Source organism: Xanthomonas sp. NCPPB 3569 (assembly GCF_041475645.2).
GTDB classification, from domain to species: domain Bacteria; phylum Pseudomonadota; class Gammaproteobacteria; order Xanthomonadales; family Xanthomonadaceae; genus Xanthomonas; species Xanthomonas phaseoli.
This window is the reverse complement of sequence record NZ_CM192969.1, coordinates 3,980,520-3,998,121: the sequence shown is the minus strand read 5'-3', so window position 1 is coordinate 3,998,121 and position 17,602 is coordinate 3,980,520. Positions and strand designations below refer to the sequence as shown.

The following is a 17,602-nucleotide window of genomic DNA, read 5'->3' as shown; positions in this document are numbered from 1 at the left end:
GGGAGGCGGCGGCGTTATGCCGCCTGTTGATTCGCAGGTGCGGCAGCGGCTTGCTGTTGCCCGTTGAGCCACACCATCTTGGCGCGGAGCTTCTTGCCCACTTCCTCGATCGGGTGCTCCAGGTCGGCCTGCTTGAACTTGTTGTAGTTCGGCAGGCCGGCGTCGTATTCGGCCACCCAGTTCTTGGTGAAGGTGCCGTTTTGGATGTCGGTCAGCACGTCCTTCATGCGCGCCTTGGTGCTGGCATCGATCACGCGTGGGCCGCTGACATAATCGCCGTATTGCGCGGTTTCGGACACGAATTCCAGCATGCGGGTGATGCCGCCTTCGTAAAACAGGTCCACGATCAACTTCAATTCGTGCAGCACTTCGTAGTATGCGATTTCCGGCTGATAGCCGGCCTCGACCAGCACTTCGAAACCGGCCTGCACCAGCGACGAGGCGCCGCCGCACAGCACGGCCTGCTCGCCGAACAGATCGGTTTCGGTTTCTTCCTTGAACGTGGTCTTGATGATGTTGGCGCGCGCGCCACCCAGGCCGCCGGCATAGGTCAGCGCGAACTGCTCGGCCTTGCCGCTGGTGTCCTGGTACACCGCATAGATGCACGGCACGCCGCGGCCGATCTCGTATTCGCGACGCACCAGCGCACCCGGGCCCTTGGGCGCGACCAGCACCACGTCCAGATCGGCGCGCGGTTTGATCATGTCGAAGTGCACGTTCAGGCCATGCGCGAACAGCAGGCAGGCGCCCTGCTTCATGTTCGGCGCGATGACGTCTTCGTAGAGCTTCTTCTGCACCATGTCCGGGGTCAGGATGGCGACCAGGTCAGCGCTCTTGACCGCCTCGGACGGTGCCACGACGGTGAAGCCGTCGGCCTGGGCCTTGGCTTCGGTCGGGCCACCGGCACGCAGGCCGACGGTGACGTCGAAGCCGGAATCGCGCAGGTTCAGCGCGTGTGCGCGGCCCTGGCTGCCGTAGCCGATGATCGCGATTTTCGGTTGGGTGTCGTTGCTCATGGGATGTCCTTGCGGAGTTGGCAGTGGAGATGGGTCGATAAATGGATCAGCCGGCAGTGCGGGCACTGGCCGGCTGAGCAAAGCGGGGACGCGCGATGACACGGCGCAGGCAACCACAGGCGGCCATGCGCGTCTGGGCGCACGGCGATGTTGCGGATGTGGCAATGATGTCGTTCATGTCATTCGAAACTTTTGGTGATCCCTGAAACGCGAAACCCCGCGCCGTTGCCGGTGCGGGGTCTGATCGAAGCCTTGTGTGTCTGTTGCCTACACGAAGTCTCGTCCCGCACCGGTTGGCGAGGTAATAAGTACGAGCACGAGAAGCGACGCGGCCGACGCGCCGAAGGGCGCGGACATCAGAGCATTCGAGGTGGTGGGGCGGTGCAGCATGGGTTGAGATAACCATCGCCGCCGGTGAGGTGTCAACCCTTGCGGGTGAAACATCCGCGGGCCCGCTGCACGTATCGTGCGAAGCCGCATGGCAGCAGCATGGTTACCGCTGAAACCGCATCGTCTCATGATCTGCAGAGCCGACCTGGATCACCAACTGCGCGGGTTTATCGTAACTCGCACTGTTGATCGGGCGCTGTGCCCCGGGCCGCTGGTATGGTGGGTCATCCACTGTTGTGTCTTGGGGAGTTGCCTGCACATGCGTCGCGTACCTGTCTTGTTGGTGTCTGCTCTGGCGCTGCTCGCGTCACCTCTCGGCGCTGCCGACCGCGTCACCGGGCTGCCGTTTGCCACCCGTTCGGAAGTCATTGCGCCGCATGCCATGGCCGCCACCTCGCAACCGCTGGCCACCCAGATCGCGCTGGATGTGATGAAGGACGGCGGCTCGGCGGTGGATGCAGCGATCGCGGCCAATGCGGCGCTGGGCCTGATGGAGCCAACCGGCAATGGCGTGGGAGGGGATCTGTTCGCGATCGTCTGGGACCCCAAGACCAGCAAACTCTATGGCTACAACGGCTCGGGCCGCTCGCCCAAATCGCTGACCCTGGCTGAATTCCAGCGCCGCGGCCTGAAGGACATTCCGCCGACCGGACCGTTGCCGGTGTCGGTGCCGGGCGCGGTGGATGGCTGGTTCGCGCTGCACGCGCGCTTCGGGCGCAAGCCGATGGCGCAGAACCTGGCGCCGGCCATCCGCTACGCGCGCGAAGGCCACCCGGTGGCCGAAACCATCGCCTACTACTGGGACCGTTCGGTGCCGCGGCTGTCGCAATACCCGGGTTTCAAGGAGCAATTCACCATCGACGGCCACGCGCCGCGCAAGGGCGAGCTGTGGAAGAACCCGAACCTGGCCAACACGCTGCAGCAGATTGCCGACGGCGGCCGCGATGCGTTCTACAAGGGCGAGATCGCGCGCACCATTGGCGCCTACTTCAAGGCCAATGGCGGGTATCTGAGTTACGACGACATGGCCAGCCACCAGGGTGAGTGGGTAGAGCCGGTCAGCACCAACTATCGCGGCGTTGATGTGTGGGAACTGCCGCCCAACAGCCAGGGCATCGCCGCGTTGCAGATGCTCAACATCCTGGAAGGCTACGATTTCTCGAAGATTCCGTTCGGCTCGGCCGAGCACGTGCACTTGTTCACCGAAGCCAAGAAGCTGGCCTTCGCCGACCGCGCACGCTTCTATGCCGACCCGGCGTTTCAGCCGGCACCGCTGGCCAGGCTGATCTCCAAGGACTACGCCAGTCAGCGGCGTGCGCTGATTTCGATGGACAAGGCGCTCAAGGAAGTACAACCGGGGACACCCAAGCAACTGGAAGAAGGCGACACCATTTATATGACCGTGGCCGATGCCGACGGCATGATGGTGTCGCTGATCCAATCCAACTACCGTGGCATGGGCAGCGGCATGGCGCCGCCGGGGCTGGGTTTCATCCTGCAGGACCGCGGCGAGATGTTCGTGCTGAAGAAGGATCACCCCAACGGCTATGCGCCGGGCAAGCGGCCGTTCCAGACCATCATCCCGGCCTTCGTCACCAAGGACGGCAAGCCCTGGCTGAGCTTCGGCGTGATGGGCGGGGCGATGCAGCCGCAGGGGCATGTGCAGATCGTGATGAACCTGGTGGACTTCCACATGAACCTGCAGGAAGCCGGTGACGCGCCGCGCATCCAGCACGAGGGCTCCACCGAGCCCACCGGCCAGGCCACCGCGATGAGCGATGGCGGCGAGGTCAACCTGGAAACCGGCTTCTCCTACGACACCATCCGCGCGCTGATGCGCAAAGGCCACCGGGTGATCTTTGCCGACGGCCCGTACGGCGGGTATCAGGCGATCGCCCGCAATCCGGCCAGCGGCGTGTACTACGGTGCCTCGGAAAGCCGCAAGGACGGACAGGCGGCCGGATATTGAGCGCGGTACGGTCGAGGTTGCCGCTCAATTCCGGCCGCCGCACGCCGCTAATCACGGGATGGAGCAGGAGCCCCTCATGAATTCGATGCAACAGCCCGACCCGCCGTCGCAGGCCCAGACGGCCGTGCTCCCGGATGCGCCCGTGGCCTTGCTGCGCCTATCTGCCGAGGCGTGTGTGGTGGCCTGCAACCGCGTTGGCCTGGATGTGCTGGGCAAGACCGCGGCCGAGCTGCAGGGGGCGCCGGCCTCGGTGGTGTGGGGGTTGAGCGCCGCCGATCTGGTGGGCGAAGAAGGCGTCTGGGCTGCCCCGGGCGACGACCCGGCGCGGCGCGTGCGCTATGTGCGCGACCGCGCGCAGGGCGGCTGGATGCTGTCGCTGCCGCATGTGGAAACCGCGATCCTGCTGCGCGAGGCCACGCGTCTGGCCGACGGCAGCCGGCCGGTGCCGATCTCGCCCCTGCTGCAACCGCTGGTTGCGCGTCTGCAGGCCGAGCACGAAGACCGCACGGTGCTCGAGCGCACCGCGCAGGCGCTGGCCGGCTGCGAACTCGAACTGTTGTTGCCGCCAGGACTGGCAGAAACCGAGATGGGCCGGCGCCTGCAAGCCGGGTTCGGCAATCTGGCCGAGGCCATCCGTCAGGCAGTGGCCTTGTCGGTGCAGATCGCCGCCGAAGTGCCGCCGCTGGTGGCCGAAAACGATGAAATGGTGCGCCAGTCGCAGGCGCAGAACGAGGCGCTGGACGGCGCGCGCACCGCGGTGGAGCGGTTGTCGTCGAGCCTGCAGGACGTCAATGCCGAGCTGGCACAGGTGATCGCGCTGGCCGCCAGCGCCGACGACAGTGCGCGCCAAGGCGTGGCCGCCGCGCATGCGCTGGGCCAGGCGATGCATGAAGTGGAGCGCCGAGCGTCGCGCGCGGGCGAAGTCATCGAAGTCATCGATTCGGTGGCGTTCCAGACCAATATCCTGTCGATCAACGCCAGCATCGAAGCCGCGCATGCCGGCGATGCCGGGCGCGGGTTTGCGGTGGTGGCCACCGAGATCCGGCGGCTGGCCGAACGCGCCGCAGCGGCGGCGCGCGACGTGCGCGCGATCCTGGCCGAAACCAGCGCCGCCGTGGGGGAGGGCGCAGCCTCTGCACGTGGTACCGAAGCGGTGCTCGATGGCATCACCCGCGTGCTCGGGCAGGCCAGCAGCGCGATGACCACGGTGGCCGGGCGCATCCAGGCGCAGGACGGGGAAATTCGCGGGATCGAGCGTGCGGTAGATGGCGTGGTGGCGTTGGGCCGCAGCAATCTGCAGCATGCTGCGCACGTGGCCGAACGCAGCGAAGCGCTGGGGCGCGGCACCGAAACCCTGCGCGATTGCGTGGGCTTGTTCCGGTTGCCGCCGGACCCACTGCTGGTGCCCAGGCACGCGCGGGTCAAGGAGCTGGCCGTTGCCACGGCCGGCAAGATCGGCAGTGCGCTGGCGCAGGCCATTGCGCGCGGGCAAATTGAGCAGGCTGCATTGTTCGCGCGCACCTATACGCCGATCGCCGGCGTGGAGCCGCCCAAGTTCAATACCGACTTCGATGCGCTCTGCGACCAGGTACTGCCCGCTTTGCAAGAGCCGCTGCTGGACGCGCACCCGTGGATCGTCTTCGCCATCTGCGCCAATCCCGATGGCTATGTGCCCACGCACAATCTGCGCTTCACGCAACCGTTGACCGGCGATGCCAAGCGCGATCTGGTCGGCAACCGCACCAAGCGCAAGTTTACCGACCGCGTTGGGCGCAGCGTGGGCGCGCACACCGACCCATACCGCCTCCAGGTCTATCGCCGCGATACCGGCCAGATCATGTTCGACCTATCCGCGCCGATCTTCGTCGGCGGCAAGCACTGGGGCGGCTTGCGGGTGGGCTATACGTTGGAGTGATGGCGTTGACCGGCCGGCGTTTGGCGGCTGTGCGTCAACCCGGGCAACAAAAAAAAGCCGCCGAAGATCGGCGGCAGGGAGAGAGAGCAGGTTTCTTGTTGTAGTGGCTGCAGGCTAACGGTGCGATGTGCCGTGGAAATGTCTGTGCATGTCGCCATCGCCGTGCCGTGTGCCAGGCGCTCGATTGCGTGTTAGCCGTGGCACACAGACAACGACCTCCCGAAGGAGGCCGTTGTGACACCACGTGGATCAGGACAGCGTGCTCAGAAGCGCTGGGTGTACTGCAGGTAGCTGTAGCGTCCCGGGATGGCGTAGGCCGGATCGAACGAGTTGGCCGAGGCGCTGAGCGCGACCGGCGGGTCGCGGTCGAAGACGTTGTTCAGGCCCAGCCGCACGGTCGCATTCCACGGAAGCTGGTAAGACACCTGCATGTCGTTGAACGCAGTCGCCGCAACGTGGCGATAGTTTCCGTTGTCGTCCAGTTCCGAATCGTAGTCCTTCATGCCCGAGTAGTAACGCACGGCCCAGTTGGCGGCCAGATTGCCGTAGCTCCAGTCCAGGGTGAGCGTGCCGCGGGTGCGCCAGTTCGGATTATTGGTGTGGTAGATGCCGTTGTAGCTTTCCCACGCAGAATTGTCGTCCTGCTTCTGCTCGTTGACCGCCACGTAGGTCGAATCCAGCGTCAGCATGAACTGGCCGATTGCGGTCTGCGGCAGTTTGTAACGCGCGGTGAAATCGTAGCCCTGCATGCGTTGCTCGCCGACATTCACCGGCTGGATCACCAGGCCGGTGATGGTCCCGGTCGCATCGCGGGTCACCAGGTCGCAGAACGCCGAGACGTTGAACTGGTAGCACTGCGTCAGGATCTGATTGGCGCTGAATTCGGTGATGGCGTCGGTGATCTGGATCTTCCACCAGTCCAGCGACACGTCCAGGCCCTGCACCGAAGCCGGGCTGTAGACAAAGCCAAGCGTGGTGTTCTTGGACTTTTCCGGTTGCAGATTGGCGTTGCTGGTGTAGGTGAACGGATAGATGGTCTGGCCGGAGTTGCCGCTGGCGCTGTTGTATTCGGCAACGTAATTGGCAGGCACGCCGCGGGCGGCGCATGCGGCCGCAATCGCGCTGGTGTAGGAGGTGCTGTTGGTCGAGCAGGGATCGGAGTAGGTATCGAAACTGTCCGACGCGCCCAGATACAGATCTTCGATCGATGGCGCGCGGAAACCGGTGGCGTAATTGCCGCGAATCAGCAGGTCGGCGACCGGCTTCCACTTGAAGCCGAACTTGCTATTGGTGGTGCTGCCGCAGGTGTTGTAGTCCGAATAGCGCACAGCCGCGCTCAACTCCAGCAACTGCGCACCAGGCACATCCTTCAGCAGCGGAATCGCCACTTCGGTGTAGTAGTCGTTGAGCGTGTACGAGCCGGAGGTGGGCGTGAACGAATTGCCCGAGGTATAGCCGGCAGAGATCAGGGCATCCGGTGAGGAGAACCCGCTTTCCTCGCGGTGTTCGACACCGGCGGCAAAATTCATCCAGCCGGCGGGCAGCTCGAACAGGTCGCCGGTGAGGTTGGCGGTGAAGCTGCTGTTTTTGTATTGATAGGTGTTGTGCGCAGTGAACAGGATGTAGTCCAGCATTTCCTGGGTCACGCCACCGGCCGGCGACAAGGGGTTGAACGGTACGCAGCCGGTAATGACGGCGCCGCCGCTGTCCAGGCACGCCAGGGTGCCATTGACGATGGCCGATGCCCCGAGCGCATTGCTCAGGTTGAGCAGATTGACATCGCCATACTGGGTTTCGGTCTGGTCGGTCTGGTTGTGCGCAAAGCCCACATCCCAACTGAACTGCCGGTCGGCAAACTGGAAGTCGCCTTCCAGCCCGGTGTACACGTGCGAGGTCTTGACGTCCTGCTGGTAGGTGCGCGCGAATTCGGTCAAGCGATGCGACCAGCCCACATCGCGCCCGTCGCCGCCGTAGGCCGTGTTGTACGGGTTGTAGTAGCTGTCGCCGCTCAACAGGATGCCGGTGTTGACCGAAGCCAGCGGAAAGCCGGCCAATTGCTGCGACGACTGGCGGCGGTTATACAGTCCATCGAACTTGAAGCGCACGTTGTCGGTGAGTGCGTAGTTGCCCTGCACATACAACGCGTCGCGCTTCTGTGGTGTCACCAGGTAATTGTCCTTGGCGTAGTTGTAGCCATATTCGGATGTATTGAAGGCGGTGTACTGGTCCAGGCCGTAGCGCGGATACCTGCTGTCGCCGCTGGCGGTAGCACTGTCGGGCAACACCGTCCATGCGCCGCTGGTGCCATTTGCACGGAGGCGGCCGCTTGCCGAGTAGCTGCTGTAGGCCGAAGAGCCCGCGCCGTACACCGGCTCGGCGGAGATCTCCCGGTCGCCTGCCATCACCGCATCTTCCTTGACGCTGGACAAGCCGATGACCAGGTTGCCGCGCTCGCCGGTGGCGCCCACGGTGGCATCGAAGGAGGTGCGCTGGCCATCGCCCTGGCCATATTGGCCAACGTAGGCGTTGACTTCGGCACCATCGAAATTGGTACGGGTGATGATGTTGACCACGCCGGCGATGGCATCGGAGCCATAGATCGACGAGGCGCCATCCTTGAGGACTTCCACGCGCTCCACGATGGCCGAGGGAATGGTGTTCAGATCCACCGAACCGGACAGGCCCGAGACCCAGCGCCGGCCGTTGACCAGCACCAGCGTGCGAGAGGCGCCCAGGTTGCGCAGGCTGACCGTGGCCGAGCCGTCGCCGCCGTTGTTGACGGTGCTGTTCATCGTTGCACCGTTGGAAGGGATGCGCTTGAGAACGTCGGCAACCGAGGTCAGGCCCTGCTTTTCGATGTCCTGGCGCGTCAGGACCAGCACCGGTTGCGAATTTTCCACATCGACCGAGCGGATGCGCGAGCCGGTGACTTCGATCTTGTCCAGGTTGGTCGGACTCTTGTCGGTTTGTTCCTGGGCGATGGCGCTCGTGCTGACGCACAGGCTGATGGCGATCGCGAGCGAGCCCCGACGCATGGTCGGGTGGAGCGTTGTCATAGTCATATGTACGGCGGTTCCCGGTAGAGGAGGAGCGACAGCGCGATCCCCGTGAATGACACCTGCATGCGCGCGGCGTTTCCGGCATGCCCTGCAGGCTTAGCGGGAATTTAACGAGCGGGTTTCGCCGCCGTTTTTCGTCAATCGGCGCCTTGTTGCGTGGCCACGCGCGCAATGCATTGGCGCGCCATGTAATGCCTGCGCAACGCAGGGCGTGTGCTGCAGCGACGTGGGATGACCTGTGCGGACATATGTCGCCGCCGGACGCGACAACCTTGCCACGCGCAACAGCAGGCCGGTGCGGGCGCCGCGTCAGTGCGGTATGCCCTATGGGTTTGGCTTGGCGCCATGCGCGCCGCAGGTCTCTGGCGGCGTTTGTTTAGCCGCGCAGGGGGGGGATGTGGTTTAATCGCCGCCGAAGTGGGGGTACCGCAGCGTGCTGCGGTTGAGATAGTCCCTTCGAACCTGATCCGGCTGATACCGGCGTAGGGAAGCTTCGTCAGATGCGATGGTTCGTGCGTGCACGGGCGATCCGTATCGAGCGCCGCCGCTTCGTCCGCACTGCGACTCCTTCGCAGGGCCAGCACACAGGACGAATGCCATGAATGCCGCGCCCACCGTTTTGCAGCAACAAGCCCAGTCGTTGTCGGAGGCTGTCACCCAGCCGATTCCCGGTTCACGCAAGATCTTCGTGCAAGGCTCGCGTGCGGATCTGCAGGTGCCGATGCGCGAGATCGCGTTGACGCGCACGCCCACCCTGTTCGGTGGCGAAGAGAATCCGCCGCTCAGCGTCTACGACACGTCCGGGCCTTACACCGATCCGCGGGTGGCGATCGATCTGGCAGCCGGCCTGGCACCACTGCGTGCGCAGTGGATTGCCGAGCGTGACGACACCGTCGCCCTGGACGGACTGAGCTCCAGTTTCGGGCGTGGCCGCGAGCACGACGCGCGTCTGGATGCAGTGCGCTTCCCGGCGCGGCGTCTGCCGCGGGTAGCGCGCCCGGGCGCCAACGTCACCCAGATGCATTACGCGCGCCGCGGCATCATCACGCCGGAAATGGAATACGTGGCGATCCGCGAAAATCAGCGCCTGGAAGCGGTGACCGATGCCAGCTTGCGCAAGCAGCATCCGGGCCAGGCGTTTGGTGCCTCGATCCAGCAACGCATGACGCCGGAGTTCGTGCGCGAAGAGATCGCACGGGGCCGCGCGATCTTGCCCAACAACATCAATCACCCCGAAAGCGAGCCGATGATCATCGGTCGCAATTTCCTGACCAAGATCAATGCCAACATCGGCAACAGCGCGGTGTCTTCGGGCATTGCCGAAGAAGTCGAGAAGCTGGTGTGGTCGATCCGCTGGGGCGGGGACACGGTCATGGATCTGTCCACCGGCAAGCACATCCATGAAACGCGCGAGTGGATCATCCGCAACTCGCCGGTACCGATCGGCACGGTGCCGATCTATCAGGCATTGGAAAAGGTCGATGGGCGCGCCGAAGAACTCACCTGGGACATCTTCCGCGACACCTTGATCGAACAGGCCGAACAGGGCGTGGATTACTTCACCATCCACGCCGGCGTGCTGCTGCGCTACGTGCCGCTGACCGCAAAGCGCGTGACCGGCATCGTGTCGCGTGGCGGTTCGATCATGGCCAAGTGGTGCCTGGCGCATCACAAGGAGAACTTTCTCTACACGCACTTCGAAGACATCTGCCAGATCATGCAGGCCTACGACGTGGCGTTTTCGTTGGGCGATGGCCTACGCCCCGGCTGCATTGCCGATGCCAACGATGCGGCGCAATTCGGCGAGCTGGAAACGCTGGGCGAACTGACCAAGCTCGCCTGGAAGCACGATGTGCAGACCATGATCGAAGGCCCGGGCCATGTGCCGATGCAATTGATCAAGGAAAACATGGACAAGCAGCTGCGCGAATGCGGCGAGGCGCCGTTCTACACCTTGGGCCCGCTGACCACCGACATCGCGCCGGGCTACGACCACATCACCAGTGCGATCGGTGCGGCGATGATCGGCTGGTTCGGCACCGCAATGCTCTGCTACGTCACTCCGAAAGAACACCTGGGCCTGCCCAACGGGCAGGACGTGCGCGACGGCATCATGGCCTACAAGATCGCCGCGCATGCGGCCGACCTGGCCAAGGGGCATCCGGGCGCGCAGGTACGCGACAACGCCCTGAGCAAGGCGCGTTTCGAGTTCCGTTGGGACGACCAGTTCCATCTTGGCCTGGATCCGGAAAAGGCCAAGGAGTTCCACGATGAGACGCTGCCCAAGGACGCGCACAAGCTGGCCCACTTCTGCTCGATGTGCGGGCCGCACTTCTGTTCGATGAAGATTACCCAGGACGTGCGTGATTACGCAGCCGAGCACGGCATGAGCGAGGCGCAGGCGTTATCGACGGGCATGCAGGAAAAGTCCGCGCAATTCGTCGCGCAGGGCGCGCAGGTCTATCGCGCCACGTGACGCGTTACATGGCCGCGTTTCACAGAACGTGATGTAGCGCCTGCTTAGGAGAAGTTCAGTTTTGTACTGCACAGATTGCAGCGCGGTGCGCAAGTGCCGCGCGATGGCAGGGTTGCAAGCGATTCCAGGAAATAAGGGTTTCGGCTGATCTAGCTGAATCGCAGATAAAAAAATCGCGCCAGAAGGCGCGAAGGGTACATCGTCATTATTCGAATTCGTCGGCGAGAGAGAGAGAGAGCCTGACGCTGCCGCCTGTCATAGGAAGCAACGGGGCATAGCGTAAAATTTGCACCAAATGGATGCATGACACAGTTGGTCGTCGTCCTTTGCTGAATTTGGCGTTTCGCGGATTGCGCGGGGCGCTCTTTGTTGTTCTTGCATGCCGACGCGTGTTTTTGCCGATGAGTGTTCCTCCCGTTATCGCAGTGCCAGCGGGCCGCCTACGTGTCGGTCAATGCGTGGTCGACGTTGCCTCGCGCGAGGTGCACGCACCCGGCGCAAAGCGTCCGCTGCGGCTGGCGCCCAAATCCCTGGCGGTGTTGCTGACCCTGGCGCGGCATCCGGGCCAGGTGGTCACGCGCGAGCAGCTGCTTGCCGAGGTCTGGCCCGATACCTTGCCGACCAACGATGTGGTGACCCAGGCGGTCACGCAGCTGCGCAAGGCGTTTGCCAGCCACGGCGGGCAGCGCTCGGAGCACATCGAGACCATCGCCAAGACCGGGTATCGCTTGATGGCGGCGGTGGTGTGGGAGGCGCATGCAACTGCAGCGGCGACGCTGCCCGGCGAGGCACCTGGTTCGGACGCGCTCGGGCCGGCGCAGCCGGACGCAGGCGTGGCGGCCGTTACCGACCAGTCCGACGCTGCCACGCCCCCCCTCCACACCGCGCCTGGCCAGCCCGTATCGCCCGTCGCTGCGGAACCGGCCGCTTCGACGCCGGCCGCGTCACGACACCGGCGCGCGCTGGCGCTGGCAGTCGCCAGCGTGGCGTTGCTGGTCGTGCTGAGCCTTGCGGTATGGACCTCATGGCGCCGTGCCCCGGCGCCTTCTACCGAGCAAGCGCATGCGGTGTTGGGCAGCCCCAAGCGGCCGTATCAGGTGATTACCGCAGGCGGTGGATTCGACCTCACGCCAAGCCTGTCGCCCGATGGCGCGCAGGTGGCGTACGCCTCGTTGACCCGCGATCGTGCCGGCACCTCGATCCTGGTCAAGACCACCGATAACGCCTATCCGCGGGTACTGGAGACGCCCGCGCCCGGCGTTTCCGATCGTTTGCCGGCGTGGTCGCCGGATGGGCGGCAGATCGCGTTTTCCAGGCAGGCGCCCGATGGCAGTTGCCGGGTCATGATCGCCGCAGCCAACGGGCCTGTGGCCTCGCGCGAGGTCATGCGGTGCGACGGTGCCGACATGCTGAGTTTCAGCTGGTCGCCGGATGGGCGCGCGCTGGTGTTCGGCAGCATGACCGGCCCGCATGGCGCGGCCCGCATGCGTCGCCTGGATCTGGCAACCGGGCAGTGGCAGACGCTGGACTACCCGGCGCAGGCAGGTGATTTCGATTACGCGCCGCGGTATTCGCCCGATGGGAATTGGATCGTATTCCTGCGTAATCCGCAGCTCGGGGACCTGTGGCGAATTCCGGCCGAAGGCGGCGTTGCCGAACGGCTTACCCATGCCAACGCCGATATCCGTGGATGGAGCTGGCTGCCCGACGGAAGCGGTCTGATCTTCGGACGTCGCGTGGACAGCGAGGCGCGGCTGTATCTGCTCGATCTGCGGGACCACAGTTTGCAGGATGTGGGGGTGGACGATGCGCAAGCACCGGACGTGGCGAACGGCCATCTGGTATTCGTGCAGCGCAAACCGCAATTTGGCGTCTATCAGGTCATTGGCGACACGATGAACGGTGGCTACATTCGCCGCCGCCTGTTTCCATCCAGCGGGCGCGACGATCAGCCGATGATTGCGCCGGATGGGCGGCAGCTGATCTTTGCATCCAACCGATCCGGTGCGTACGGGCTGTGGTGGGGCGATGTCAGCAAACCCGGCTCGGTGCGCTTGATCGAAGGGCCGCGCCCGGATTCGCGCCAGGCCGCCGACTGGTCAGCCGATTCGCAACGTGTGCTGGTCAGCGGCAGCGATGCGGCCGGGCATGCAGCGCTATTCGAAGTGACCCCCGGCAGCGGCCAGGTGGTACGACTGCCGGTGCCGCAGCCGCGCCCGCTGCAGGCGATCCATCTTCCCGACCCCGACCGGCTGCTGGTACTTGCCGCCGCCGCCGACGGGCATACCTTCGCAACGCTGTACGACCGACGCAGTCGCCCCTGGCGTGCGCTGGCGACGCTGCAGGACGTCTCTCAGTTGCGGCTGGACCGCGTCAGCGGACAGGTCTTGTTGACCCGTCTCAGCGGTGGCGGTGTGTGGCAGGTCGCTCCATCGCTGGCCGCCGACACCTTGCATGCCGTCGATCCGCAGCGGCCGTCGCGTTGGCGGTATCGCAGCTGGGCGCCGGGGGCGCATGGCCAGCTGCATTACCTGTCGTCGACCGACAGTTGCGCTGCCTACGATAGCGAGCTGCGCAGCGGCCGCAGCCAGTGTCTGGATGCGGTCAAGTTCACCACCATCAACGGATTCAGCCTGAACCAGCACGACGGCACACTGTATGTGTCGCTGGCCGAAGAAGATGGCAGCGCCATCGCCTACATGCCGTTGCCGCAGCATTCCGTGGCGCCTGTTGGCGTCGCTGCTAACCTGTTGTCGGTATTGAAAAAAATCGCTTCGTAAGTTTTTCGGAAAGGCTTCGTGGCAATTTCGGCACAGTTTCGTCAAAACTTCCTGACCGACGCCACATTCGGCAAAACACTACGCCCTCTTTTGTACAGGGGGCTGCCAACATGCAACAGGTCATCACCGCAGATCGTGGGCTTGCGCTCGCGCTGGACAGCGCCAGCGAGTCGACATCGACGACCTGTCTGGCGGTCTCGCGGCTCGGCAGCATCCGTACTAGCGCAGCGACATTCACCCTGTGGATACAGCTACGCGGACGCGCATGGGTGGAATCCAAGGAGGGCCGCTTTCGTCTGCGTGCCGGGGACTGGATCGCCTTCGACAAGGATTCCCATCCCACCGTGCAGGCAGACCGCAGCGCGCTGTGCGTGGGCGTCGGTCTGGATGGCGAGAGCCTGCAGTCGCTCGCTGAACTGACCGATGCCACGCTGTATCCCGGCCGCGCCCAGTTATCGCGCGGTGACCTGCGCATCGCCTTGCGCCTGTGGCGCAATGCTGCCGCACAAAGCGGCAGTGCCTCCGCGCGGCCGTTGCTGCTGCACCTGGCGGCGATGCAGCGCGATTTCATTGCGCAGGAACAGCGTTGCCCGGGCCGCTCGCGCAGCCGGCGGCGTCAGGTGTTCGGGCGCATGCAGCGTGCACGGCTGTATCTGGAAGGCAATAGCGACCGGGTGGTACGCATCAGCGAACTGGCGCAGCTGACCAACTTTTCCAGTTGGTACGTCTCCAAGACGTTTCAGAGTTTGTACGAAGAAAGCCCGCAGGCGCTGTCTGCGCGCTTGCGTCTGGAACGTGCCTCCGATTTGTTGCGCGATACCTCGATGATGATCGGCGAGGTTGCAGCGGCAAGCGGCTTCGACAATTGCTGCAGCTTCGCGCGCGCATTCCGTGCGCGCTTCGGTGTCTCCGCATCGCACTACCGCGACCAAACGGCAAATCCGCCAGATTCGGCAAAGCCACGTAACGTGACGCGCAAAGCGACGGCGTTCACGCAATCGTAATTTGCACAGGGGCGCTTAACGCGCCACTAACGAACCCTGGAGAGATTGATGAACCTTCGCACCTCCGCAGTGCGGCTGGGCCTGTTGCCCGCCGGTATTGCGATCGCGTTGACGCCGGCTTTTGCCGCCGCACAAGAGTCGACCACCACGCTTGATCGTATCGAGATCACCGGCTCGCGCATTCGCAGCGCCGACGTCGAAACGCAGCAGCCGATCTTGACGCTTGACCGTCAAGCGCTGGAAAAGCAGGGCCTGACGTCTGTTGCCGATGTGCTGCAGAACCTGACCTCCGCCGGCTCCCCGGCCATCTCGCGCGCTGACGCGCTGTCGTCCGGCGAAGACGTTGGCGGTTACTACGTCGACCTGCGTAACCTCGGCGCGCAGCGTACGTTGGTGCTGGTGAACGGTAAGCGTCTGGGTGCGTCGACCTCCGGTCTGCAGGATCTCAGCCAGATTCCGATGTCGGCCATCGAGCGTATTGAAGTGCTGAAGGACGGCGCCTCGTCCATCTACGGCTCCGACGCGATCGCCGGTGTGGTCAACGTGATCACGCGTAAGCGTTTCGACGGCGCTGAAGCCAGCGTGCAGTTCGGCCAGTTCGGCCAGGGCGACGGCGACACCACGCAGTACTCCTTCACTGTTGGCTCGCAGGGCGAGCGCGGTGGCGTGACGCTGTCTGCCGAATATTCCAAGCAGGACCCGGTGTTCGCCAAGAACCGTTGGTTCAGCCGCGATGGTTCGCGTGGTCCCAACTCGACCCCGAACAGCTGGAGCCCGATCAGCCAGAACGGCTCGTGGTGCAATCCGCTGCAGGTCGATTGCGATGATCCGGACACCGCGGTGTGGCAGACGCTCAATGCCGGCGGCAACCCGAACAACCCGGCCGACTATCACCCGATCACGCCGGCCGAGTACGCCAACTCGAACCAGCAGATGATGGTGCAGACCGGTATCGAGCGGAAGTCGGTCTTTGCGAACGTCAACTACGACGTTGCCGATGCCATCACCTTCAACGCCGATATTGCCTACAACGAGCGCACCACCGACGGGCAGATCGCGGGCTACCCGTATCAGTCCGGTTCGTTCGGCACTCCACTGGAAGGCAGCAGCGCGTTCAATCCGATCGGCCAGGATGTCGACTTCCGTCGTCGTCTGTGGGAAGTGCCGCGCGCCAGCGAAAACCAGCTCAAGACCCTGCGCTTCGCGCCGACCTTGAGTGGCTACTTCGACATCGGCGGCAAGACCTGGGACTGGGATGTGGGTGCGTTGTGGAACCGCAACGAGAACACCAAGCGCAGCCGTGGCGACATGAGCCTGATCGCGTCGCGTCAGGCGCTGGGCCCGTCCTTCATCAACGGCCAGGGCGTTGCGCAGTGCGGTACCGCTGCAGACCCGATCTCGCTTTCGGCCTGCCGTCCGTGGAACCCGCTGCTGCCGTACAACGTCGCAGGTCAGGGCTCGCTTGCCGACCCGGCGCTGCAGGAATTCCTGTTCCCGACCTTCACCGATACCGGTCTGACCAAGACCACCAGCTTCACCGCAAACCTGTCCGGTTCGGTGGTCGAGCTGCCGGCTGGCGATCTGGGCGTTGCGGTGGGCTACGAACACCGCAAGGAAGAAGGTCGCTTCTCTCCGGATGCGTTTGCGCAGTCGGGCGAAAGCACCGGCCTGGGTGCCAAGACCACGCAGGGCCAGTACTCGCTGGACGAGGTTTACCTCGAATTGAATGTTCCGCTCCTGAGCGATGTCGCCTTCGCCAAGGAACTGACCTTCAACGCTGCAACGCGTTATTCGGACTACAGCAACTTCGGTAACACGCTGAACTCGAAGTTCGGCCTGACCTGGCGTCCGCTGGAAGACCTGCTGGTGCGTGCGACGTATGCGGAAGGTTTCCGTGCGCCGACCATCAGCGACCTGTACGGTGGCCTGAGCAGCAGCTTCGAGTCTTACATCGATCCTTGCGGCGTCGGCGCCCCCAACAGCGTCAACGGCAACGCGGCCTGCACCAACGCCGGCGTGCCGCTGGGCTACACCCAGCTCGGCCAGGGCTTCGTGCCTTGCACGACCTATCCGTGCCAGACGCCTGATGAATTCATCAGCGGCGCCAACCCGAACCTGAAGCCGGAAACCTCCACCAGCAAGACCGCCGGTCTGGTCTGGAGCCCGCGTTGGGTGCAGGGTCTGGACATCTCGCTGGATTGGTACCGCTACGAGATCAACGACATGATCATCGCCGATAGCGTCGACCGCATCCTGCGCGACTGCTATGTGCTCGGCAATTCGGAACGTTGCGCCAATGTCACGCGCGCAGCCGATGGTCATATCTCGGCGATGAGCTACGGCGTGGCCAATCTCGGTCAGATGGAAACCGAAGGCTACGACCTGGGTGTGAAGTACCGCCTGCCGGAAACGGCCATCGGTTCCTTCACCTTCGACTGGCAGACCAGCTACGTCAGCAAGTACGACGAAGCCGGCCAGGACAGCGCAGGCAACGCCATCATGATTGGCCGTGTCGGCGAGCCGGGCATCTTCCGCGTGCGTTCGAACGTTGGCGTGAACTGGTCGCTGGGTGATTTCGGCGTCAACTACACCCTGCGTTACTACTCGGGCATGAAGGAAAGCTGCATCACGCTGGCCGAAGGCTATTGCGATGCGCCGGACCATATCGCCAACGGCGAGTCCGACCCGCTGCGTCACACCGGCGCCAACACCTTCCACGACCTGCAGGTCAACTGGAAGGCGCCGTGGGATGCAACGATCGCACTCGGCGCGAACAATGTGTTCGATCACCGCGGTCCGCTGCAGTATTCGGCACCGAACAGCAGCTTTGCCTACTACGGCGGCTTCGAAATCGGTCGTTTCATGTACATGAAGTACACCCAGCGCTTCTGATCCATCGACGCGCGTAGTGAATGAAAGACGGGCCGCAAGGCCCGTCTTTTTTTATTTGCAATGCGCTGTTGCGATGAGGGGGCCGCGAACGCAACGCGTGA

8 protein-coding genes and 1 riboswitch are annotated in these 17,602 nt (G+C 64.0%); of the genes, 6 read left to right on the top strand and 2 right to left on the bottom strand.

The genetic code is table 11. The features are described from left to right. Nucleotides 1-14 precede the first annotated feature (14 nt). A complete protein-coding gene (gene ilvC, locus ACCQ03_RS17245) occupies nucleotides 15-1,016 on the bottom strand; it encodes a ketol-acid reductoisomerase (RefSeq protein WP_017156821.1) in 1,002 nt (333 codons plus the stop codon). A gap of 649 nt (nucleotides 1,017-1,665) precedes the next feature. On the opposite strand from ilvC, the gene ggt reads away from it, so the two are divergent. Beyond that, entirely contained in the window at nucleotides 1,666-3,375 is a 1,710-nt protein-coding gene (ggt, locus tag ACCQ03_RS17240) for a gamma-glutamyltransferase (RefSeq protein WP_209225814.1), read from the top strand. Nucleotides 3,376-3,433: 58 nt separating this feature from the next. Continuing rightward, on the top strand, nucleotides 3,434-5,290 hold the full coding sequence (locus tag ACCQ03_RS17235; RefSeq protein ID WP_170922377.1) for a methyl-accepting chemotaxis protein: 1,857 nt from the start codon (nucleotides 3,434-3,436) through the stop codon (nucleotides 5,288-5,290). Between the two features lie 263 nt (nucleotides 5,291-5,553). Here ACCQ03_RS17235 and ACCQ03_RS17230 read toward each other — a convergent pair whose 3' ends face one another. Beyond that, nucleotides 5,554-8,325 (bottom strand): TonB-dependent receptor, encoded by a 2,772-nt coding sequence (locus ACCQ03_RS17230; protein WP_209225870.1) that lies wholly within the window; start codon nucleotides 8,323-8,325, stop codon nucleotides 5,554-5,556. Between the two features lie 433 nt (nucleotides 8,326-8,758). Then, nucleotides 8,759-8,856, top strand: a riboswitch (TPP riboswitch). A gap of 91 nt (nucleotides 8,857-8,947) precedes the next feature. On the opposite strand from ACCQ03_RS17230, the gene thiC reads away from it, so the two are divergent. The 4 genes from thiC (at nucleotide 8,948) to ACCQ03_RS17210 (ending at nucleotide 17,501) form a co-directional block, all read left to right on the top strand. After that, nucleotides 8,948-10,825: a phosphomethylpyrimidine synthase ThiC gene (thiC, locus tag ACCQ03_RS17225; RefSeq protein ID WP_057679242.1), complete on the top strand. Its 1,878-nt coding sequence runs from the start codon at nucleotides 8,948-8,950 to the stop codon at nucleotides 10,823-10,825. 425 nt (nucleotides 10,826-11,250) lie between these two features. Then, the gene (locus ACCQ03_RS17220; protein WP_209225872.1) at nucleotides 11,251-13,605 is read left to right on the top strand and encodes a winged helix-turn-helix domain-containing protein; all 2,355 of its coding nucleotides are present in this window, start codon (nucleotides 11,251-11,253) and stop codon (nucleotides 13,603-13,605) included. A 110-nt stretch (nucleotides 13,606-13,715) separates the two neighbouring features. Continuing rightward, complete coding sequence (locus ACCQ03_RS17215) at nucleotides 13,716-14,609, top strand: helix-turn-helix domain-containing protein (protein WP_057679240.1); 894 nt, start codon at nucleotides 13,716-13,718, stop codon at nucleotides 14,607-14,609. A gap of 48 nt (nucleotides 14,610-14,657) precedes the next feature. Next, nucleotides 14,658-17,501 (top strand): TonB-dependent receptor plug domain-containing protein, encoded by a 2,844-nt coding sequence (locus ACCQ03_RS17210; protein ID WP_017160076.1) that lies wholly within the window; start codon nucleotides 14,658-14,660, stop codon nucleotides 17,499-17,501. Nucleotides 17,502-17,602: the final 101 nt, after the last annotated feature.

What these genes read in the sequence shown, in the direction of transcription:
- ACCQ03_RS17215 (WP_057679240.1), top strand. Translation starts at nt 13,716, where the DNA reads ATGCAACAGGTCATCACCGCAGATCGTGGGCTTGCGCTCGCGCTGGAC.
- ACCQ03_RS17235 (WP_170922377.1), top strand. Translation starts at nt 3,434, where the DNA reads ATGGAGCAGGAGCCCCTCATGAATTCGATGCAACAGCCCGACCCGCCG.
- ilvC (WP_017156821.1), bottom strand. Translation starts at nt 1,016, where the DNA reads ATGAGCAACGACACCCAACCGAAAATCGCGATCATCGGCTACGGCAGC.
- thiC (WP_057679242.1), top strand. Translation starts at nt 8,948, where the DNA reads ATGAATGCCGCGCCCACCGTTTTGCAGCAACAAGCCCAGTCGTTGTCG.
- ggt (WP_209225814.1), top strand. Translation starts at nt 1,666, where the DNA reads ATGCGTCGCGTACCTGTCTTGTTGGTGTCTGCTCTGGCGCTGCTCGCG.
- ACCQ03_RS17230 (WP_209225870.1), bottom strand. Translation starts at nt 8,325, where the DNA reads ATGCGTCGGGGCTCGCTCGCGATCGCCATCAGCCTGTGCGTCAGCACG.
- ACCQ03_RS17210 (WP_017160076.1), top strand. Translation starts at nt 14,658, where the DNA reads ATGAACCTTCGCACCTCCGCAGTGCGGCTGGGCCTGTTGCCCGCCGGT.